This is a genomic window from Rhizobium altiplani (assembly GCF_001542405.1).
Classification (GTDB): Bacteria; Pseudomonadota; Alphaproteobacteria; order Rhizobiales; family Rhizobiaceae; genus Rhizobium; species Rhizobium altiplani.
Map to the genome: position 1 here is coordinate 1 of NZ_LNCD01000039.1, position 20,574 is coordinate 20,574.

General features: G+C 56.7%; 17 protein-coding genes and 7 pseudogenes. 11 read left to right on the forward strand and 13 right to left on the reverse strand.

All coding sequences use genetic code 11. The features are described from left to right. The first annotated feature begins 33 nt into the window (after positions 1-33). From tnpB to AS026_RS43135, 3 genes and pseudogenes are all read left to right on the forward strand, one after another. A complete protein-coding gene (gene tnpB, locus AS026_RS08360; protein ID WP_062369358.1) occupies positions 34-381 on the forward strand; it encodes an IS66 family insertion sequence element accessory protein TnpB in 348 nt (115 codons plus the stop codon). A gap of 72 nt (positions 382-453) precedes the next feature. Beyond that, positions 454-2,018: pseudogene (tnpC, locus tag AS026_RS08365) on the forward strand (IS66 family transposase). After that, positions 2,018-2,323 (forward strand): hypothetical protein, encoded by a 306-nt coding sequence (locus AS026_RS43135; RefSeq protein ID WP_062369359.1) that lies wholly within the window; start codon positions 2,018-2,020, stop codon positions 2,321-2,323. Before tnpC ends, AS026_RS43135 begins: the two are co-directional and overlap by 1 nt. Here the strand turns inward: AS026_RS43135 and AS026_RS44435 are convergent. Beyond that, a pseudogene (locus tag AS026_RS44435) lies at positions 2,206-2,464 on the reverse strand (IS5/IS1182 family transposase); the annotation flags it as partial. The gene AS026_RS43135 and the pseudogene AS026_RS44435 sit on opposite strands and share 118 nt — an antisense overlap. Continuing rightward, positions 2,404-2,826 carry an IS66-like element accessory protein TnpA gene (tnpA, locus tag AS026_RS08375; protein WP_007538829.1) on the reverse strand — a complete coding sequence of 141 codons (423 nt, stop codon included), beginning with the start codon at positions 2,824-2,826 and terminating at the stop codon, positions 2,404-2,406. The gene tnpA and the pseudogene AS026_RS44435, both read right to left, overlap by 61 nt. 251 nt (positions 2,827-3,077) lie before the next feature. Here tnpA and AS026_RS39495 point away from each other — a divergent pair. Beyond that, positions 3,078-3,332, forward strand: a pseudogene (locus AS026_RS39495) (IS110 family transposase); the annotation flags it as partial. A gap of 246 nt (positions 3,333-3,578) precedes the next feature. Here the strand turns inward: AS026_RS39495 and AS026_RS08385 are convergent. The 7 genes from AS026_RS08385 to AS026_RS08415 all read right to left on the reverse strand — a co-directional run bounded on the left by AS026_RS08385 (position 3,579) and on the right by AS026_RS08415 (position 10,109). Beyond that, the gene (locus AS026_RS08385; RefSeq protein ID WP_007539235.1) at positions 3,579-4,352 is read right to left on the reverse strand and encodes a DeoR/GlpR family DNA-binding transcription regulator; all 774 of its coding nucleotides are present in this window, start codon (positions 4,350-4,352) and stop codon (positions 3,579-3,581) included. Between the two features lie 354 nt (positions 4,353-4,706). Further along, positions 4,707-5,813, reverse strand: a complete 1,107-nt coding sequence (locus AS026_RS08390; RefSeq protein ID WP_028749480.1) for a DegT/DnrJ/EryC1/StrS family aminotransferase — start codon at positions 5,811-5,813, stop codon at positions 4,707-4,709. Beyond that, positions 5,788-6,297 (reverse strand): cupin domain-containing protein, encoded by a 510-nt coding sequence (locus AS026_RS08395; protein ID WP_007539239.1) that lies wholly within the window; start codon positions 6,295-6,297, stop codon positions 5,788-5,790. The genes AS026_RS08390 and AS026_RS08395 overlap by 26 nt, the downstream gene beginning before the upstream one ends. After that, positions 6,290-7,444 carry a hypothetical protein gene (locus AS026_RS08400; RefSeq protein ID WP_007539241.1) on the reverse strand — a complete coding sequence of 385 codons (1,155 nt, stop codon included), beginning with the start codon at positions 7,442-7,444 and terminating at the stop codon, positions 6,290-6,292. The genes AS026_RS08395 and AS026_RS08400 overlap by 8 nt, the downstream gene beginning before the upstream one ends. 404 nt (positions 7,445-7,848) lie before the next feature. Beyond that, a complete protein-coding gene (locus AS026_RS08405; RefSeq protein ID WP_007539244.1) occupies positions 7,849-8,193 on the reverse strand; it encodes a hypothetical protein in 345 nt (114 codons plus the stop codon). Continuing rightward, positions 8,193-9,284, reverse strand: a complete 1,092-nt coding sequence (locus tag AS026_RS08410; RefSeq protein WP_028749481.1) for an IS5 family transposase — start codon at positions 9,282-9,284, stop codon at positions 8,193-8,195. Before AS026_RS08410 ends, AS026_RS08405 begins: the two co-directional genes overlap by 1 nt. A 96-nt stretch (positions 9,285-9,380) precedes the next feature. Continuing rightward, on the reverse strand, positions 9,381-10,109 hold the full coding sequence (locus tag AS026_RS08415) for an SDR family oxidoreductase (protein WP_028749482.1): 729 nt from the start codon (positions 10,107-10,109) through the stop codon (positions 9,381-9,383). An 816-nt stretch (positions 10,110-10,925) separates the two neighbouring features. Here AS026_RS08415 and AS026_RS43970 point away from each other — a divergent pair. The 4 genes and pseudogenes from AS026_RS43970 to AS026_RS39515 all read left to right on the forward strand — a co-directional run. Further along, positions 10,926-11,048: a hypothetical protein gene (locus AS026_RS43970; RefSeq protein ID WP_268871465.1), complete on the forward strand. Its 123-nt coding sequence runs from the start codon at positions 10,926-10,928 to the stop codon at positions 11,046-11,048. A gap of 417 nt (positions 11,049-11,465) precedes the next feature. Beyond that, positions 11,466-11,993, forward strand: a pseudogene (locus tag AS026_RS39500) (ABC transporter transmembrane domain-containing protein); the annotation flags it as partial. Between the two features lie 525 nt (positions 11,994-12,518). Beyond that, a complete protein-coding gene (locus AS026_RS08430) occupies positions 12,519-12,767 on the forward strand; it encodes a hypothetical protein (protein WP_007539251.1) in 249 nt (82 codons plus the stop codon). Between the two features lie 222 nt (positions 12,768-12,989). Further along, positions 12,990-13,402, forward strand: a pseudogene (locus AS026_RS39515) (transposase); the annotation flags it as partial. Between the two features lie 13 nt (positions 13,403-13,415). Here AS026_RS39515 and AS026_RS08440 read toward each other — a convergent pair. Both AS026_RS08440 and AS026_RS08445 read right to left on the reverse strand, forming a co-directional pair. Then, positions 13,416-14,102, reverse strand: a pseudogene (locus tag AS026_RS08440) (IS256 family transposase); the annotation flags it as partial. A gap of 436 nt (positions 14,103-14,538) precedes the next feature. After that, complete coding sequence (locus tag AS026_RS08445) at positions 14,539-15,114, reverse strand: shikimate kinase (RefSeq protein WP_007539253.1); 576 nt, start codon at positions 15,112-15,114, stop codon at positions 14,539-14,541. A 97-nt stretch (positions 15,115-15,211) separates the two neighbouring features. Between AS026_RS08445 and AS026_RS08450 the strand changes: the two are divergent. After that, positions 15,212-15,473, forward strand: a pseudogene (locus tag AS026_RS08450) (hypothetical protein); the annotation flags it as partial. Positions 15,474-15,529: 56 nt separating this feature from the next. Here the strand turns inward: AS026_RS08450 and AS026_RS08455 are convergent. Both AS026_RS08455 and AS026_RS42655 read right to left on the reverse strand, forming a co-directional pair. Then, on the reverse strand, positions 15,530-16,090 hold the full coding sequence (locus tag AS026_RS08455) for a hypothetical protein (protein WP_007539255.1): 561 nt from the start codon (positions 16,088-16,090) through the stop codon (positions 15,530-15,532). A 128-nt stretch (positions 16,091-16,218) separates the two neighbouring features. Further along, the gene (locus AS026_RS42655; protein ID WP_028749485.1) at positions 16,219-16,890 is read right to left on the reverse strand and encodes a transcriptional regulator; all 672 of its coding nucleotides are present in this window, start codon (positions 16,888-16,890) and stop codon (positions 16,219-16,221) included. A 1,404-nt stretch (positions 16,891-18,294) separates the two neighbouring features. On the opposite strand from AS026_RS42655, the gene AS026_RS43140 reads away from it, so the two are divergent. Together AS026_RS43140 and AS026_RS08470 are read left to right on the forward strand one after the other, a co-directional pair. Further along, positions 18,295-18,492 carry a hypothetical protein gene (locus tag AS026_RS43140; protein WP_028749735.1) on the forward strand — a complete coding sequence of 66 codons (198 nt, stop codon included), beginning with the start codon at positions 18,295-18,297 and terminating at the stop codon, positions 18,490-18,492. Further along, the gene (locus AS026_RS08470; RefSeq protein WP_062368484.1) at positions 18,482-20,545 is read left to right on the forward strand and encodes a recombinase family protein; all 2,064 of its coding nucleotides are present in this window, start codon (positions 18,482-18,484) and stop codon (positions 20,543-20,545) included. The genes AS026_RS43140 and AS026_RS08470 overlap by 11 nt, the downstream gene beginning before the upstream one ends. Positions 20,546-20,574 lie beyond the last annotated feature (29 nt).

Consider the following 20,574-nt stretch of genomic DNA (forward strand, 5'->3'; position numbering starts at 1 on the left):
GCTGTCATCGTTGATCGCGTGTGTTGAGGCTGCATGATCGGGCCGACAGGAAATGTGCGGGTCTACTTGGCTTGCGGGGTGACCGATATGCGGCGCGGTATCGATGGTCTGTCCGCTATGGTCGAGGCGGTGATCAAGGAAGCGCCGGGTTCCGGAGCGATCTTCGGCTTCCGTGGAAAGCGCGCCGACCGGATCAAGCTTCTATGGTGGGATGGCGAGGGGTTCTGCCTATTCTACAAGATTCTCGAGCGCGGATACTTTCCTTGGCCGACGGCGAAAGATGGCGTTGCGCATCTGACGCAGGCGCAGTTGTCGATGCTTGTTGAAGGGATTGACTGGCGCCGACCAGCGTGGACTTCCGCCCCTGGCCGCACGGGTTAAAAGCTATATTTTACAGGGACATCCGGGGCAAAACGCTAGTGCTTTCGCTGCAAATCGGCTATGTTTTTGGGCATGAAAGCACCGCCGCTGGACAGTCAGGACGAGCTATTGGCATTGCGCGCGCTCGTCGCTGAACAGGCGGCGAAGCTTGAGAGCCAAGTAGCCGAAGTCAGCAAACGAGACTCCATTATCGGGCTTCTGCGTGCGCAGCTGGAACTGCTCCGCCATCGGCAGCATGGCGCTTCTTCGGAAAAGATCGATCGGAAGATTGAGCAATTCGAACTGATGCTGGAGGAGATCGAAGCCTCTCGCGCCGAGGCTGATGCTCGTTCCGGAAAAGGCCTGTTGCCAGATCTGGACGATGCCCCCGACAAGCCGAAACGCAGACCTCTGCCGGATGGCCTTCCAACTGAAGAGCGGGTGTATGCAGCGCCCTGCAGTTGCCCGACTTGTGGTGGCATGTCCTTCCTGAAGGCGGCCGACAAGGTGGTCCAGGTGATGGAGCATGTGCCGGCTTCTGTGAAGATCGTCCGGCATATCGAGAAGCGCATGGTCTGTAGGGACTGCGATACAATGGTATCGGGTGAGATGCCGAGCTTGCCGATCGAGCGAGGCAAACCTGGACCAGGACTGCTCGCACACATCATGGTCGCCAAATTTGACGATCATATCCCGCTCTACCATTTGTCCGAGATGTACGACCGGCTGGGGATAGACATCTCCCGGTCTGTCATGGCGGACTGGGTTGGCCGTGTGTCCGTTCTGCTCTCGCCCCTCATCTCGCTGATCAGAGCCCATCTCGCGGCCATCGATCGAATACACACGGACGACACGCCGGTCGATGTTCTCGACCCAGGACGAGGAAAGACGAAGACCGGCAGGGTCTGGGTCTATGTCTTCGATGGCAGCGGCTGCCAGGATCCCACGCCCGGAGCGATCGCCTATTACTATAGCCCCGACCGAAAGGGCGTGCATCCGGCTGAACACCTCGCTCACTTCAACGGCGTAATGCATGCGGACGGGTATGCTGGCTATAGCAAGCTTTACGGCAACCAGATCATCGAAGCTGCCTGCATGGCGCATGTGCGCCGCAAGTTCCATGATGTGATCAAGCTCAAGCCATCTTCGATCGCCGACGAGGCTCTGTCGCGCATCGGTGCCCTCTACGATATCGAGGATCGTATCCGCGGCATGTCGGCTGACGAGAGGCGAACACTGCGCCAGCAACACGCCAGACCATTCTGGCGGACCTCAAGGCCTGGATTGAAACGGCGCTTTCGACGCTGCCGCAGAAACAGAAGCTTGCCGAAGCGATGCGATACGCTCTCTCGCGATGGGCAGCATTGAGCGTCTACATTGACGATGGCCGTGTCGAAATCGATAACAACATAGCTGAGCGCGCTATGAGGCCACTCGGAATTGGAAGAAAAAATTGGCTCTTTGCTGGATCAGACAAGGGCGGCGAGCGCATCGCCACTATCCTGACCATCATCGAGACAGCTAAACTCCATGGCCACAATCCAGAGACCTATCTGACAGACGTCCTGACCAGGATCCAGAGCCATCCGAAGGATCGACTTGAGGAACTGCTCCCGTGGCAGTGGACTCCGGCAAAAGACCGGTACGAGGCTGCGTGATGGCACGCTCAAGGATCATCTATACCCTCAAAGAGGTCGCTGAGATGATCGGCGAGAACCTCGAGTTGATCGAAGAGGTGACCGCCAACTCGGATAATATCAGCGAAGGCGAATTGCTTTATGTCCGCGACGGCAGCGAATTCGGCACAAAGGGCCTGACCGAGAACGGCGTGGACGAACTCCAAAATCTCCTCGCCGACATACGGACATGGGATGGTGGAATCCGCCAGTTTCTCGTCGATGAACAATGCGATCCGGATGTGGTCGAACGCGTTATGGCAGACGAGATGAAACGCGGCCTATAATATCGGCCTCTCGACCAAGCGAAAATGCCTTCGCCGGACGCTTACAGTCGATCGGCTCCCGATGGAGATAGACCTTGAGGTCAGCGCCCAGCCTGAACATGACCCAACGCTCCTATGATCGCCGCCAGGCCATCGACATCGCTGCATTCCACCGTCAGGCTGACCCCGTTCGGCAGCACCGCGCTCAGCTTGGATGCATGAGATCGTTTGCCGACCGGCTCCGCCTTCGTCAGCGGACCGCTGGCAGAAGACGAGTGCATATCCGCAGCTATCTGAACCGGAACGAACGCCGAGACCGCAGGCAAAGCACGATCTTCTCTGGCTCTCTTCACCCACTTGCGAACGAGATTGGCGTTGACGCCGTGCTCCAGAGCGAGACGCGAGACCGAAACGCCCGGCTCTAAACACGCTGCGACAAGCTGATCTCGCGAAGCAGGGTCATATCGACGGCGGCCGTCGCGACCAACAAGCCGCACCTGCAGTTTAGGAGCATCTTCATCCATGATTTGGTGTCCACCTATTTTGGTGGACACTTCATGCACCAGAGCACTGAGCTTCAGAAGGTGTGCAGAAATTCGCGCTTACAGATGACCAGCATGGCGATCCTCAAATGGTGCCAAGAGACCATGTCGAATGGCACCCGTCAGGATCTCAACCTTGGCCATAAATACCCTGTTACGTCACAAATGAATCATCTGTGTTGTAACTTGCGCGAATTCCCCACCTAACCAAAACCGGCTCACCGGACGCTCACGACAGAGTAAAGACCAATCGTCGAGATGCCCTCGCGCTCGCCCGGCTATTAAGGGCCGGCGAGCTCACGGCAGTGTGGGTTCCTGATGAGGGCCATGAGGCGGTGCGCGACCTCGTTCGCGCTCGAGCTGCAGCTGTCGAGACATTGCGGGTTCACCGACAACAGATCAGTGCCTTTATGCTCAAACACAGTCGCATCTATCCAGAGCACGAGCAGATCGTCCATGTATTCGTGGCATATCTGTCGAATGAGAGAGGGCTCGCCGCCATGTGCAGAGTGGCACGTGCCTTCCTGCGCTACTTGCATTTGAAGGGCTTCATCTCGACGGCGCGCGCTGACTGTGTGCCGTCCATCCGCCGCTGGCGACTTGCCGGCCTTCCAACATTCCTGCCGCCAGAGAAGGTCCAGAAGGTTCTCGAAATCGCTCAGACCCTCCTCGCAAGACAGAAAGATTGTAAGCTCCAATGCACGCTTGGTGACACGGAACTTACAATGCACGCCTCACTCGCAGTTCACGTTGACAATTTCGAGCTTCCGGCCGAACGCCCCGCGCTGCTCAGGCGTGACCTGACCGTCCGTCACGATCAGCGTGAGCTCCTCGACCCCGCAGACTTTCGCGAACGACCTTTTGCCAAATTTCGAACTGTCGGCGACCAGGACAGCGCAGTCTGCTGCCCTTATCATTGCTTGCTTGACTGGCACCTCGATTACATTCACGTCGCTGAGTCCCAGCTCCGCCTCCACTGCTTCGGCGCCGAGGAACGCAACGTCAACATGTATTCTGTCGATGAATTCGACGGTGGCCGGACCAGCAAGCGTATATAAGCCGTCGACTTGCGCACCTCCTGTGACATGAAGATTAATGTTGGTCCACTCGCAGAGTAGTAACCCAATTTGCAGATCATTCGTAATTACAGTGAGGTTCCTGGTCGACTTAAGATGATTTGCCACATGCCACATGGTTGAGCCGCCATCGATCAAGACAGTCTGACCTTCTTCCACCAAGTGGGCGGCGTATTCGCCAAGTTGGTTTTTTACGGACGGACGAACCAGGCGACGAGGTCCATAAGGATAGGTGTGGTTTTCCTTGCGTTCGACGGGAAGAAAACCTCCCTGGGTGCGAATAATAAGACCTTCTGCTTCCAACCGTGCGAGGTCACGCCTTATTGTCGAGCTATCGACACCGAACTCATCCTCAACTATCTTGGAGGGAACGTAGCCGGTCTTGCGCGCTCGCTCCACCATAACATGCCGTCTCTCGGAGGCGCTAGTCATGCTTCTCTCAGATCCTTGGTTGCACAATTTCGCGTACGGAAACAGCCCTTGCGCAAAGAATGGCAACAGACGTTCCCGGATGACCCTTACGGTGCCGCGAGCTGAACAACATCGCGGTCGCAACGGCCATGTGAGAGCTCTACGATATGTTCAACATCTAGATTGAGCTTGGACGCCCAATGACACAAGCAACGTTCGATTTGTGAGATTGAATTAACCAATACGCCGTCCATGTCGCACAAGACCGCTAGACAGTTCAGCTATACTAATGTTCTCGGCATCGAAATCTTGGTAAGTGGTCACCAGCAGCAGAAAACCCTCTGTCTAGACGCCGTGGTTGTCAGCGATCGTCTGCTAGCAAAAAAAGGAATTGATGCTGTCGCAAACGAGATGAAGCTGATCGTCGGTCATGGCTGGATGAAGTGGCAAGCAAAGTGTTTCTGCCGCCAAAACCTCCGCAACGGGCAAGTCACCCACCTGGTATCCGAAATCAACGAAAGCAGGTTGCAAGTGAATTGGGATTGGATATCGTATAACAGCGTCAACACCATCTTTCCGCAAATGGGACAGCAGATCATTGCGAGAGTCTGTTCGGACCTGGAATAAATGGTAGGCGTGCTCTGCAGGTTTAGCGCCCTCTTGAAATGCGAGCGGCAAACCTTCCAATCTTTCCTTGTAAGCCGATGCCAGTTTAGCGCGGGCGGCGCCCCACTTAGCGACCCGCGCAAGTTTTCTTTTCAGGATCAGAGCCTGGATCGTGTCGAGCCTGGAATTGTAGCCGAGAGTAAGATGTTCGTTTTGAGTTGCCTGACCGAAATGACGCAATTGGCGTATTCGATCCGAAATTTCCGTGCTGTTCAATGTGACAGCGCCGGCGTCGCCGCCCGCAGCTAGATTCTTCGCAGGAGCGAAGCTCCAGCAACCCGCGTCGCTTGTTGATCCGACGTTCTTTCCACCGGATAGAGCGCCGATCGCTTGCGCGCAGTCCTCGACAACAAGCAATTCGTAACGTTTGGCAATGTCATGGACAACGGCCATATCAACCGACTGACCAAACAGATGGACCACGATGAGAGCTTTCGTTCGTTCGGAAATTTTTCTTTCGAGTTGTTCCAGATCGATCAGAAACGTGTCCGGTCTGCAATCAACCAGAACCGGAATCGCCCCAACTCTAACAATTGCCAGCGCAGTCGCGTGGAAGGAGTTTGTTACGGTAATGACCTCGTCACCCCGGCCGATTCCCAACGCATGCAAGGCAAGGATCAACGCGTCCGTACCGGAATTCACGCCGACAGCATGTTCTGTCCCAATGTATGCCGCAAAGTCCCGTTCAAAGTCGAAGACCGCATCTCCAAGGACGTATTGACCGTTGTTTAGAAGGTCCTTGATTTCCTGCAGTAGTACGGCTTCAATGCCAGCGAACTGCGAGCGATAATCATATCGCGCCACCTTGAAATCCATCTTGTTCAACCTCCTCCCCAGAATGTTCGGACTCGATGCGACCGCTGCCGCGGTTCCAATCGTCTTCAAGTCGAATGACATCATCCAATTCCGGTGTTGAAACTTCTATTAGTGTTACGTCGGTCCGTGCGTGGATGCGGTGCACCTTACCTGGCAAAATATGGATGATGTCACCAGCGCTAAGATCCGCCTGCTTTAACGGTTCGTTTGATGCGTTGGCATAGAGGAACACGCCGCTTCCTCTCAGAACTAGGTTCGCCTCTTCCTTGCGTTCATGGTACTGAAGGCTTGTCTTTTGACCAGCCCTAATGTTGATGACCTTAAATCCAAAGGGGGCTCCTTCAGCTATGAGCCAACGCTCCTCGCCCCATCGCTTAGTGACCTTTTTGGCCGTGGTCACGTGCTCAATTTTGGCCGCGCTCAAAGCACTGCGGCCTGGGCCTGGTGCACCGGAAAAGATCTCATGGAGGTAACTGTCAATCATGTTTAGCACCTACATTTCCGACCGACGCGAGGACGTATCGCTCGACCGATTCTTCGACCTTACTCTGCAAAAGTCGGTCCAATGTTTTTCCTATCCTGCAGCATGCTGACTCAGCGGCGTCCTTGATAGCTCGACATTCTTCAGTGCCAAATACGTAATGGCCTGCAATGATCGCACGATCTGCATCCGAGGCTTGGGAGTTCGGCTTCATCCACTTCTTCCAAGCAAGCGATTCGAAGGCTATTTGCAAGAACCGCTCCAGCTGAGCATTCAAATTAAACTCTTTAAGGACGGCTACGAGCGCTCGCGTTTCGGCAACTCCTAGCTCCGGCGCAATGTTCATCGAGGAGACCCCACAGCGCTTAAGCATTGAGATTTTCTCCGTCGGCAAATAGTCCGCGTTGTGGGCCTTTAACGCGACGCCCTGCTCGCTGCAACTCTTTGCAAGCTGCTCGATTGAGTGTCGGACCGCAAGGGGAGCCGATTTGATCGCTCCCACATTTTCTGTTTCGAGGATTTTCGTGCCTGTCTGAGCGACAACAAACAATGGCAACGGTAGTTTGCGGTCAGTCAGGTTCTTTAGAACATCATGCAGCTTGTCGGAAAATTCAGGGGGATAATCTGTGTCGACACTTTGATCTTCGAACCCGATCTCAAAGTGAACCGATCTGCCAAGCGCCCTCGCGAAATCATGACAATGCGCGTATAACTCCACCAGCCTTTGCAACGCTTTTTTTGTTTGTGCAACTCCCCTTCGCTCGAGGCTGGTGTCAATATGAACTAACTGGAATCCCGATCGGATATCCTCTTCGAATGACGCTAGGGAAGATTTCATAGCACTCTCGTCGTCGAGCTCCGTCTCACTTGGATGTTGCCAGGGACCCCCGTGGTCACGGCAAATAAGCAACGAATTCGGCGGACACTCTTTCCGAACGTATTCACAAAACTCACGCGTGGTCCAATTCTCCACATATCCACCGCCCAGCTTCTTACTTTCAACCTGGCGTCTGCTGGCAATCAACATCAAAGGAATGCCGTGGCGGTTCGCAATTCTACCGCAAGCCTGCACCGTGTTTTTTGACATAGGTCCAACCCCCAACGAAAAATGGCGGAACATTTCCGTCGGCTTAACGCTTGAGTTGCTCATGTCGCTCCCGTGTATCGCTGCATGCTCGAAATCGAAAGCAAGATGCAGGCCACATCAAACCAGCCTATTCGTCTTAAGACCTTCATTTTGCGGTTATAACCCTGTGGGCTCGCACAATCCGATTGCGGCGCGGCGACCAGAAATCGATCGCTCTAACTCAGTGGGAGTGTAGACTCTCAAACAGAATTGACAGAATCCTGTCGCCGAGAGTTTGAGGCGGTAGGACAAATGTCGGAAGCATGGCCGTGGCGGCTATAAGAGCCATGCATGTGTTTGACACGACCAGCTTGACTTCTGCCGAGAGCCACAAGGACTGAAGCTGAAGCTCTGCTTTGGGATGTTAGCCCGAGTGCTTCGGCCTTTTAGAAGTTGGCCCGAGCACCATTAGCAGGCTGTTGAAGAAGTCAGTCGCGTTCGCAGACGAAGCCTGAATCTTCTCCGTTGTGGACGTAGAAGTGCCCGACAAGGCGTCCGGCGGAGCCGAGAGCTGCCCATCCGCGACCACAAACCGGGTCGCTCTCGTCTTGTCCTTCCCATGAGAACTCTGCACAGGCTGATCCGTCGCGTGCGCCGTAGCGGACATCGAGGAAGCCCTTGAGCGCGACGAAGGCAATTTCGCCGTCTGCCGCGCCGTGGAATGTCAAATGCGCCTCTTCGACGAGATCGAGGACGTCGTTGTCCCAGTTGTCCATCTCGACGATGCGCCAACGACCGGCAAAAGCCATTGCGAAGGGAGACACTCTGGCCATCAGCCTGTCTCCGTCATGAGCTTCGGAAGCCGCACCAGATTGTAGGCGGCGGCCGTGAAGGTAAAGGCCCATCCGACGCGATCGCGGCCACGGAACTTTGTCTTGTCCTGCCCCGCGACGGTCTTGATCCAGCCGAACGCCTCCTCGATGCGCTTGCGGATGCGCAAGCTGACCCCATAACCCGAATGGCGCGTCGTGCGCGCATCAATGGCCGAGCGGCGACCATTGACGTTCTGCGCCACGTGCGGCGTCACCTTCATCGACCGCAAATCTTTGACGAAGTCTTTCGTGTCATAGGCCTTGTCGGCACCCAGCGTGATTGCCTGTGGCCGGCTGCAGAAAGGTTCGACCATGTGAAGAGCCGCGATGCGTTCGGTATAACCGCTGGCCTCTGTCAAATAGGCATTCACCAGAAGACCATGGTGGTTTTCCATCAACCCATGCCCCATGAAGCACAGCTTGGCCTCCTTGCCTTTTCCCTTCCTATATAGCCTTGCATCCGGATCGGTCGTTGATGCATGCGTCTCGTTGGAACGCTTTTCGCCATGGAAGTCGGCTTCCACATTTCGACCGCCGGCATCCGACGGTGGTTCACCCGAACCTCCCTTCGGCTTGAAGCTCTTGATCGACGCCCAGGCTTCGATCAGCGTGCCATCGACAGAGAAGTGGTACGTTGACAGCAGCCGCTTTACTTTGGGCTGAGATAGGATTGCACCCAGGAACTTTGCAGCGATGTCACCATCAAGCAACCGGTCTCGGTTCTTCGAAAACACCGAGTGGTCCCAAGAGGGATCGTCAATGCCGATGTCGACGAACCAGCGGAAGAGAAGATCGTATTCCAACCGTTCCATCAGCAGTCGCTCTGAACGGATCGAATAGAAGGCCTGCAAAAGCATGGCACGTAGAAGCTTTTCAGGCGCGATCGACGGCCGTCCGATCGGTGAATAAAGCGCCGCAAAATCTCGTTCCAGTGAAACGAGCGCTTCGTTCACGATCTGCCGGATGGACCGTAGAGGATGATCTTTTCGAACACGATCCTCCAGATCGACATAGCTGAAGAGTTCACCCGTCCTTACATCGCCGCCGCGCATCCATCAGCTCCAAATCGCCATGAAGCGAGTGAATCACGACAAGAGTCTGTGCGCCAGAGTCTTTTTCAGCAGCCTGTTAGACGTCTACGGCAGCGTTCAGATATCCTGGAGCTGAGGTAAGATCACCAAGTCGCGAATGGTGACGTTGGCGGGTCGCGTCAGCATATAGATCACTGCGTCAGCCACGTCTTCCGATCGGAGGCCCTCTCGCGCCTCCACCTTGGCATCAACAGCCACGGAGTCGGTGTAGCCCCAGAGCTCATTCAGCACAATACCAGGCGCCACTGAACCGACGCGAATATTATGTTCCATCGTCTGCCGCCGCAAGCCATGCACAAAAGCCTGGATCGCATGTTTTGAAGCAGAATAGATCGGCTCTCCCACGAGGGCCTGGTGGCCGGCTACGGATGATGTAACGATAAATTGCCCACTTGCTTGCTTTATCATGCTCGGCAATACAGCGCGAGCCAGACGGAAGACCGCACTGACATTGATAGCGATTAACTTGTCCCAAGCGTTAGGATCGCCTTCAGCAACCTCCCCAGGGATATAGATGCCCGCGTTAGGAAGCAATATGTCAATCCGCCCAAATCGCTCTGTCGTCGCATCGACGACATGTTTGACGGATCCCGGAGCGGATAGATCAGTCGACAAAACAAGCGTTTCGCTGGCTGATTTATTCGCGACCTGCTCGAGCCTTTCGGCAGAACGGCCGACGAGCGCGAGCTTCACACCGTGTCTTCCAAGGGCCAGCGCAGTCGCCCGGCCGATACCTGAACTTGCGCCTGTTATAAGCGCTACCTTGCCTTCAAGTTTCTGTTCCAAGACTTCCTCCTCGATCGCAGTCGAGAACTTGTTTTTCACGCTTGCTCTTGCGAAAAAGGCTGTTGGGTCCAGAGACTCCGGCGAGCGTCGTAACGCGTTGGAGTCGACCGCTTGGTAGCTGTGGTCATATGAAGCCGATAGCAGACGCACCCCATTTTTCCGTCGCTAACAATGTAGAATTCTTGCACAGGCTTTTGAGCAGCAAACGGTCAAGCAAGATCTCTGCAATAGCCGTGCCAACCAAAACCGCCGCAACTTGGAACTTGCCCTCAAGGAGTTATTCCAGGAGCGGAAAGTCGCATAGCAGCGACATCCACAGCGTTATTTAGACCCATCAGGTTCTCGCCTATCTCGGTAGCCGCACCCCTAACATTGCCTCTTGGATCACCCGCCTCGATAGAATGATGGCGATCGCGTCACATCGAGCTGGATTGATCAACGCCATAGCAGGCAAAGGTAATGCCGCTCGACACATCGAGTTCATCGGACGCTTGTATTTTAACTAGTCTTCGAGTGAGCTTGGAACGGGTCTGCGGCCTGACCCCTCTCGGGCTTTCCCAGACGCGCAGTTTTGCGGCGTTTCGTAGGTCCTTTGCGCGCCCCGCGGAGCGTCCAGATCGGTAACGAGTCATAGCTCAGGACTACGATCTTCAGTTCGGTCCTCGGGCCCCTGTGGAAGCCGCCAGCGAAGATCTTCCGGACGTTCTCATTCATAGGTTGAATTCGCTCTATGCAAAATATGGATTGGCTTGCAGATGCTTACCAATGCTAGAGCGGCTTTTGGGCGGGGTAGAAGCACTAAAAAGGAGACCCTCGATGACAATGTATGCTGGAGCTAATGGCGAGGAAGTGAATGTACCTAAGCCCGGCGCCAGCCAGAACACTTGGGTTCTCAACGTCAGTGGGCCGGAAGAGCCCGGCTTCCACCCCATCGCCTAAACCGTCGCGAGTTCAGAGCCCTCATCAGACTGGTGGCATCTCTGAGTGACTTAGATGGTTTGAGGAACCGGCAGCCTTCGCTGCCGGTTCCGACGCCATCCGTCTTTGTCGAGCGGCGGCGCGTTTTGTGTTTCCGCAGATGCAGTCGGCATGTTGATTGAGTTCATCCCGCGTCTTTCTCTTGTGCAAGGAATCGGCCGGCCGCTAAGGCTGTACGGTCAGATATTTGCTTCCACGTCTCATGGCTCTGTTGAATTGCCTAGAGTCCTCAAGGGCAGTGTGGCGTTAAATTCCGCACCTCGTTATGCCACAAAGCGAGCCTTCTCGTGCTCTGGCGCTGGTAATGGCGTTGCTTTTTTTGCCGCCGAAGAGCGCGGTAAGGCTAAGTGCGGCCGCTTATCCCGTGGGGTGACATTAGTGACAGACTTTGCAGCAACATCGAGCAACAGGAGCGCCAATCCCGCCTCCGCCCTACGCGACTGCCGAACGGCCTTCATCGGAGTCGGCGTTACAAGCGCACTCGTCAACATTCTCTATCTCACCGGCTCCTTCTTCATGCTCGAGGTTTATGACCGCGTGCTGCCGAGCCGGAGTATTCCTTCGCTCATCGCCCTCTGTCTCCTCGCACTGCTTCTCTATGGATTCCAGGGGATATTTGAGCTGATCCGGAACCGGATGCTCGTTCGTATCGCCGGCGCGCTCGACGAGAGCCTCAGCGGCCGCATCTATCGAGCGCTCGTCAAGGCACCGCTGAATCTCAAGACGCGGGGGGATAGCCTTCAGGGCCTGCGCGATTTCGATCAGGTCCGGTCATACCTTTCCGGCACTGGACCGTCCGCGCTCTTCGACCTGCCCTGGCTCCCCTTTTATGTGGTCATTTGCTTCCTGTTTCACCCGATCATTGGAATGGTCGAAGTCGGCGGCGGGCTGATCCTCACGCTTCTTAACTCTCGGCAAACATGTCGGCTACGCTGGCGCTGCCCACCGGAGAATTCGTGCGCGCTTTCCGACCCACCGGAAGTTATGGGTAAAGTTGCAAGGGCAGCAACTGACGTTGTAGGCATGAGACAACTGCACTGGCAACGGGTGCTGCAAATCATCCACACACCGCCACCAGCGTGGTCCTTACTATTGGGGCCCTTGCCTTCGCAATCGGGTACGTCGTTGGCAAATCATCTGCGGAACGCAGTTATTCCATTGGTGCTAGGTAAACGCTCCTTCCCGCTCCGACATGCAGAAGTCATGGCCGTCTCTGGTCATAGAGCGGTCATTCAGTCAGGACAAGGTCGTGAACGCCCTCTATGCAGTCCGATGGCCTGATCCGGCTGCTTGAAGGTAACAGGATGCAGGTGTTGTGAAGGGTGGCGCAACGCCTTTCTCCTTGAGCCAGGGCAACTCGCACCTTTGCGGGTAGATGCCATTGCGCCAATCTGCTGTAGGTAGGAGAGGCGCGATTTTTGGGAGAGGCCGATGCAACTCGAATGGGTGGAAGTCACCAACATTGCATACTTTGAAGATGAAAAGGTGTTCGTTGGAGAGCTCGACGCTACTTGGACAGACCACGCGGCGCCTGGGACGGGTGTTGCCGGCCATTCAGTACGTGTGAAAACTCAGGTGCCGGGTGATACCAGCCTGCCCTTCACGGAAGTTGAGGAGAAGCTAAAAGCCGCGGCAATCGAACTTCTTTCGCTGGCGGCGAAGGCCATCCGTGCGCATTGACTCAATAGAGCCCGACGACGCACAGTGCTCTTACTTGTCGGGAGCCTCTGCTCTTGTCTTTGGAAGCAGAGACGGCGCGCCCTTTGTGTCGCCGACGGATCATGTCCAGGGAGTGGTGTAGGTGGCGGCTTTGGTCGCCGCGTTCTCCGGCATGGGCCGGGATGATCAGCGCGCTACGGCTAGCAAGCTGATGAGCGGATCATCGCTCATCTGGCTGATGGTTTCCAGCGTCATGTATCTGGCGCGTTGGACAGCCAGATCGTTCATGTCGACGCCTCACTTATCCGGGCCAACGTCAGTTGGGAAAGTCTGGCGGTCCGCCATATAGATGCGGTCACTGACGCCAACGAAGCCGCTGAGAGCGAACGAAAAAGCCGCAAAACAGGCAAATAAAAGAAAGTCTGCGTCACCGACCCTGACGCGTCTATGGCGACCAACGGGCGTAATCGGAGACTGGAGCCAGCCTACAAGCAACATGCTGTGGTGGATGATGCATGCGGCGTAATTTTAGATGTGGAGGTCACCAAGGCGAGATTAATGAGGGGCAAGTCATACTCAGTCGTCTCGACGCCGTCGCCGCGATGACCGGCACGATAATCAAAACGGCAACGGCCGACGCCGGCTTCCGCATAGCTCCGCCGACGATTGGTTCTTCAACAACCCCACCCGGCAGCGCTGCCAGGTCGCGCTGAGCACCTTGGTGACGGCGGCCTTCAGGCCTTCGTGGGCGTCGGAGACGACCAGCTTGACGCCTCTGAGGCCACGGCGGGTCAGTTTGCGTAGGAACTCGGTCCAGATCGGCTCGGCCTCGGAGGTGCCGACCTCCATGCCCAGCACCTCGCGGCGACCGTCGCTGTTGACACCGACGGCGATGATCACGGCGACGGAGACGATGCGGCCGCCGCGGCGGACCTTTAGGTAGGTGGCATCGATCCACAGATATGGCCAGTCGCCCTCGATCGGCCGCTCGAGGAAGGCCTTGACCTTGCCATCAATCTCTTCCCACAGCCGGCTGACCTGGCTCTTGGAGATGCCGCTCATACCCATGGCCTTGACCAGATCGTCGACCGAGCGGGTCGAGATTCCCTGCACATAGGCTTCCTGGATGACCGCCGTCAGCGCCTTCTCGGCCATGCGCCGCGGCTCCAGGAAGCCTGGAAAGTAAGAGCCCTTCCTGAGCTTCGGAATGCGCAACTCGACAGTTCCGGCGCCCGTCTCCCAATCCCGCTCGCGGTAGCCGTTGCGCTGGGCCGTCCGCAGCGGGTTCTTCTCGCCATAACCGGCACCGGGGGACTTCTCCACGAGCGCACGCAGGTTCATCATGTGGTCGGTCATCGGTGGTTCCTTCGAATCAGGTTGGTGTCAGCAACCCGACCCTACCGGAGAACATCGATGACCACCGCTTCGCCGCCCGCTCACTACCGCGCTGTTTAGGGCGCGCTCGCGAGCGGCTTCGCTACGAGCTACACCACCTGTAGGGACACGACCCGCCGACGCGCCGCCTCCGAGCAGTTTCTGGCGAATTCCTCCAGGCGGCACCCAGCATCTGAGTGGGCCGTCCCGCAATTTCTGGTGCAGAGGGAGATTTCTGCAGGACAAATTATTGCCCCGCTCAGGTTCACTCTCGGCACTCACAGGCGTGGTTGTGGATTGCTCGTCACCTAAGCCTAAATCCTGAGGTCAAAGCCCCAGCTACCGGGTGGACTGAAGCGAATGGAGCCCTCGTGCAACTCCACTAGCTCGCCGCATCTGGATGACGCAGACGACTCGCCTATGGGCCGGGCGGAACGTTCAAATAGGACATCAAAGCCCGAATTGTTTCCGCCGCGACCATTTCGTGCGGTCCATCGTGCGACACTACCGTGACGTCGGCTAAAGCATAAATCGGGTAACGGTCATCTATCAATTTGCGCAGGGCACCTTCAGGATCGCGTGTTTGCAGCAGCGGCCGATTGGCACGTCGGCGCACGCGGCGGATTAATCCGTCAAAATCTGCCTTCAGCCAGATTGACACCCCCTTCTCCGCGATCCGCGCGCGGGTTTCGGCGTTCATGAACGCGCCTCCGCCGGTTGCCACCACTTTCCGTCCTTCAGCCAGAAGCCGCGCGAGCATACGCCGCTCGACGTCGCGAAAATAGGTCTCGCCGTGCTGGGCAAAAATCTCCGGGATCGTCATGCGGTGCGCCGCTTCGATTTCAGCATCGGCGTCGATAAAATCGAGTCCCAGCCTTCCCGCAAGCGGTCGACCAACTGATGTCTTGCCAGAGCCCATCATGCCGATGAGCACAATGCAGCACCCACCCAAGGCTGCGAGCAGAGCGGCTGCCGGCTGTGAATTTAAAGACATATCTGATCATCCTAGTCATAGCGCCACGATCTATAATTTCTAGTGGGTCGCCCGAGTCTATCTGCGCGGCAGCACGCAAGGGCGTAAGCATTTGGTACTCGGCTCGGCCGAGAAGTTCAAGGAGGGGTCATCCTGCCGCTTGCCGACGAGCTCGGCGCTATCCAGCCCTGGCGGGCATGAAGGATTCGAAAGTGATCGTCGCCATCAACAAGGACGAGGAGGCACCGATCTTCCAGGTCGCCGACTATGGCCTCGTCGCCGATTTCTTCGACGCCCTGCCGGGGTTCGGAGAAGCGATAATTCCAATACAGCGAGAGCGCCTTGACGAAATCGAACCTGCGAAACCCCATTCAATCTGAGAATGTTGAACTGTATGCAATCGAATCCGTTTCAGTGGGCAAGACCAGCCGACGTTTCACCGTTCAAACCGCTCGAGCATTTTTCTCAACTGCGCGTTTTGCAGCTTTAGCTTCCTGGCGAGTTGCCCCCTGAGCAGCCTGATCTCTTCATCCAGGTTCATTTCGTTTCCGGTGCTGCTGACCTGGGGGGCCTGGGGAGCGTTTGGGACCGCTACCGTTTTCTTGCCGCGGCTTCTTTTCTTACGCGGTGTGACCTCGACAGCTGCCTGAATGTCCACAGCACGATGCGCAGCGATGATGTCCGTACCAGACTCGTCGGAAAGAACTGGATGAACAGCCTGCACGACTTCAACATCTCTGCCGTCGATTTTATCTTGGCCAGCGGCTTCTTCGGAACGCACACGCTCTGTGAACGTTGTAGCGGCTTGATCGTGACGCTGTGTCGCGTCGCTTCTCGGCCCGTCCCCGCTATTCAGGCTCTCCTCGGCAGGCGCTTCAGCCGGATCGGCAGTTTCCGACGGCACTCCTTGTGTCACCTTTTCGGTCGAGCTGTTTTCTCGCCTTTCTTCGCGTTCCGGTGAGATCAGTCGGACAAGAAATTTCCAGGGAGACGCCATCTCTCTGACCTCGCTTTTTATTCCGCTAGCAGGTTGCGAGCTTTCGTTCCGGCAACGCATCGAACGCTACCAAACTTTATGTCTCGATAAGCATAGCAATGCGGCCGGCGACTGGCCGGCTGCTTATATCAATCGAGCTTGAGCCGTTTGCGCAGATCGGCATTTTCAGCGCGAAGCTTTTCAGCGAGAAGCTTGCGCAGTCGCTGATTTTCCTCTTCCAACTGCAACAGATCCGCCATGTCATCGATCGCGGTCATCGGCGCGGCCGAGGCGGTCTGCACGGCCTTTGGGGCACGGCTAACACGCGGACGTTTGGCACTCGACGCGGCTTCGGTCACCTTTGCCTTGGGCCCTCTCCTTTTCACGCCACCGGCACCGGTCAGCGCAACTGCCGCCTCTGCCGTAGCGTCAGCTGACGACGTCTCGAGTGCCGCTGCTTTCTTGGCGCGGGGTTTGCGCTGCTTCTTCGGCGCGGTAGGCGTCTCGACGACGGTCGGTCTATCGGCCCTGGTTGTCGCTTCAGTCTCGTCGGCCATGCTCGTCTCCTGTGTAACTGATACAGTAGTTGACGTCCTAAGAGGCGATGTCAACAACGACTTGTGATCAGGTCGCGGGACAGACATTTCCCCGTCAGATTTGCCACGCCGAGAGCTATCTGACAGATGCATCGATGTTTCTTCCTCGATATCGCGAGCGACTGACTTCAGGTCCATGTTGCCCCAGATGGAGTTCGACCTTGGATCAAGTTTTCGCCTGCCCTTTTTGTACTCGACGGCAAAACTGCGTTGCACTTTCTTCAACATAAGAGGCCTTGGAGAATCGACGGTGTGGCTTGTTATATCGCGAGGCATCCGAAATAGCGAATACCGAACCGTCAGTCTATAGTCGCCTGCTGCCAGTTTTATCGAATTAAGGGGTCGTCTCGAGCCGGGAGGGGAACCCAAAGAGGCTATTCCGACCTCGAGTTTGCGCGCTTGAGGTTCCGGAGATGCTGTCCTCGAAAATCACCAGCTGCATCTCGAAAGCTGAAAGCGCTCCAACTTCCCCATTCTGGCGGCACGCGGGTTTCCTTCCTAGAGAACCTCTTCTGACCATGCCAATGATGCGGGGGGAGCGTCCGGCGCCACGAAATGCGTGTTCGGCAGGAAGAAAAACATCGGCTCGAAAGGAGAAGACGTAGGCGCTGACCACTGACGGTGACTCGGTGCTCCCCTGCCAACAGCGGTGTGCACACATGGGCAAACCCCTCTGTGATGCTCAGTTGAAATCCTCCCGCGCTTTAGTCGAACAATCAAAGGGGCTGGCGTCAACCAATCGCCTCGTATCTGCGGAACGGCGGTTCCCCGAGTTGGCTGAAACCGATGATCCGGACACAGCGTCTGGGCAATGAGAGGCCGTCTCACCCCAAGAATTGAAACCTTGTGCTGAGTTGTGGAGCGGTCTTCGCCGGCCCTCCAATTCGAACGGGATAGCTGTTCATCGGGGTTCATTGAGCCCGCCAATGTTCGATGTGTACGCCTAGATAGGAATCTAACAGGAAACACAGCGGTTTGGACGGCAAACTATTGATACGTTCGAAATGCTAGTGCTCGGGCGTCCGCTGCCCGTCCGACGCCTGCCATCGCACGAGGTGGCTCGACGAGAACAAGTTCGGTGGAAGTTGCACCCACTTGTAGTTTGAAAGCGCAAGCAGGATCAGGTCGACTGCGAGAACGAAGACGAAGGCGCAGCACGGCAGCTTGCTAGTCGACCATGTGGAGTGCCCCCCATTTCGCCGGACAGATCAGCTATTGAGACAATGCTTTGATGAACTCCCTTGGGGAGGCCATCTTCAGCGCTGAGTGTGGATGGATTTCGTTATACAACACGACGACAGAACACCCACGGGACCGAGGTTCGCGAGCTTTTGTATCCGTGGCATCCCTGGTCCGGGCGGTTTGTTCACGTCCATGAGGCGCTGTCCAAAGGGACGCATATTTTCCGCTGCAGCCTTTCTGGTTCTTCTTCTGATCGACTTCTTGAAGTCCCAGCATGGATGTTCGACCGCTCCGTGAGCGGATATTGGCGCAGCCCGCCGGTTCCTTACGTCGATCTCTCAAGCCTGCATGCTTTGGCAAAGTTACTGGAAGACGCCGATGCCTCATCGCAATCTGCGGTAATGGGCGCAGCATTGGCCTCTCACGAAACGAGTCGGAGAGATGTCCATGCCTTGCCAGTCCATGACATACCAGTTCGATCTGTTTTCGGTTCCACAGCGGGGAAAGAAGGCAGGGACGCCGCAATGGCTGGAGTTGCCAGAGGAGACCCGCCAAGCGCTGACGGTGCTCATCGTGCGGCTGTTCGTCGATCACGCAAACTGCGGGCGTGCCTCCCAGCAGAAGGATGCCGGTCATGATGCATGAGAAGATCGGGCCGCATCATCTGGAGCGGAAGGCCATCCTCTATGTTCGGCAGTCCTCGGCTCACCAGGTCCTCCACAATCGCGAAAGTAGCGCCCTCCAGTACGCCATGCGCGACCGGCTGGCCGCGCTTGGATGGTCACATATAGAGACGGTGGATGACGACCTTGGTCGTTCGGCCGCCGGCGGCGTGACCCGCGCTGGATTTGACCGGATGGTGGCGGAAGTCTGCCTTGGAAAGGTCGGCGCCGTGGCGGCACGTGAGGTATCGCGCTTCGCCCGGAACAGCCGGGACTGGCAACAACTCATCGAGATGTGCCGTGTTGTTGATACGGTCCTGGTCGACCAGGAAGCGGTTTATGCGCCCCGCCAGGGCAACGACCGCCTGCTCTTGGGTTTGAAGGGCAGCCTCAACGAGTATGAACTCGATCTCTTGCGTCAGCGTTCCCTTTCCGCCCGCTATGAGAAGGCTCGCCGCGGTGAACTCGTCGTTACTGTTCCGGTCGGCTTCGTAAAGGCCGGTGACAGGATCGAGAAGGATCCCGACCGACGCATCCAGGAAGCCATTGCACTCGTCTTCAACAAGGTTGCCGAACTCGGCAGTGCGCGGCAGGCTCTACTATGGTTCCTCGAGCAGGGGCTGGACCTGCCGGTCAGGTACGCCAATGGTGACGTCATCTGGCGAAGGCCAAATTATGCCACCATCCACCGGATGATTGCGAACCCGATCTACGGCGGAGCGTACGCTTATGGTAAGAGTCGCTCCGTGCCCCGATACGATGGCCGATCTGGAATTCGCCGCAAGACGCGTGATGAATGGTTGGCGCTGATCCCGGATGCACACGAAGGTTACGTCAGTTGGGAACGGGCGGAGGAGATCCGCAAGATGGTCAGCGATAATATGCCGGCTAGCCGCCATCACGGAGCGCCGAAACATGGTGACGCTCTGCTTGCCGGCCTTTTCCGTTGCAAGAGGTGCGGTCGGAAGCTGACGGTCCGGTACACCGGAGCCAAGCATAACATTCCGCGCTATTCCTGCTGGCGTGGTCTACTCGACAATGGCGAGCCCCGCTGCATTGCTTTCGGCGGTCTGCGGGTCGATGACGCGATCGAAGAGGCGCTGCTAGGGGTGGTGGAACCGGGAGCCATTGCCGCCGCCATCGAGGCGGAACGGAATATGGCCAGCCAACGCGACCGGGTTCAGGATGCCCTGCTGCGCGACCTCGAGGCAGCGCGCTATGTCGCCGACCGGGCCTTCCGGCAATACGACGCGGCCGATCCGGAGAATAGGCTGGTGACGTCGGAGCTCGAAGCACGCTGGAACAAAGCGCTCGCTCGTGTCGGCGAGATTGAGGCCAAGATTGCCAAACATCGGACAGTTGCGCCGCAGCCATTCCCCATGTCCGCTTCCCAGGTAACCGCACTTGCGGGGAATCTTCGCATCGTCTGGACGGCGCCGACAACCGATGCAAGGCTGAAGAAGCGCATCGTGCGCACGCTCATCAATGAAGTGGTCGCCGATCTCGATGATGGAACCTCTGAGATCGTCCTCGTCATTCATTGGGTTGGTGGCGTCCATACCGAGCTGCGCCTGCCTAAACGGCGCCGCGGGCAAAGAAACGCGACGCCTGACGACATCGTCGACGCTGTGCGACAGCTCGTCCTTATTGCCAATGACGATGTGATTGCCGGTGTCCTCAATCGCAATGGACTGACGACCGGCAATGGCAATCGTTGGACACGGGAGCGGGTCACTGCGCTGAGGTCATATCGCAAGATTCCGGTCTTCCGTCCCCAGATCGACGGTGTCGAGCCGTGGCTTAATCTGAGCGGTGCGGCGAAGTTACTCGGGATAACACCAAAGACGCTGCGTCTGGCGGCCGAGGCCGGCGAGATTGAGGGGGCTCATCCGCTACCCGATGGCCCATGGATCTTCAGCCGTTCAAGAATCGCGACTCCACAAGCACGTCAGATCCTCAATCGTGCCCGGCAAAACCCTCGACACCCCACAGGATCGTCTCCAGATCAGGAAAGCTTATTCTCTTCAACAACATAGAAAGATGGGCGTTATGAAACAGGATTGTA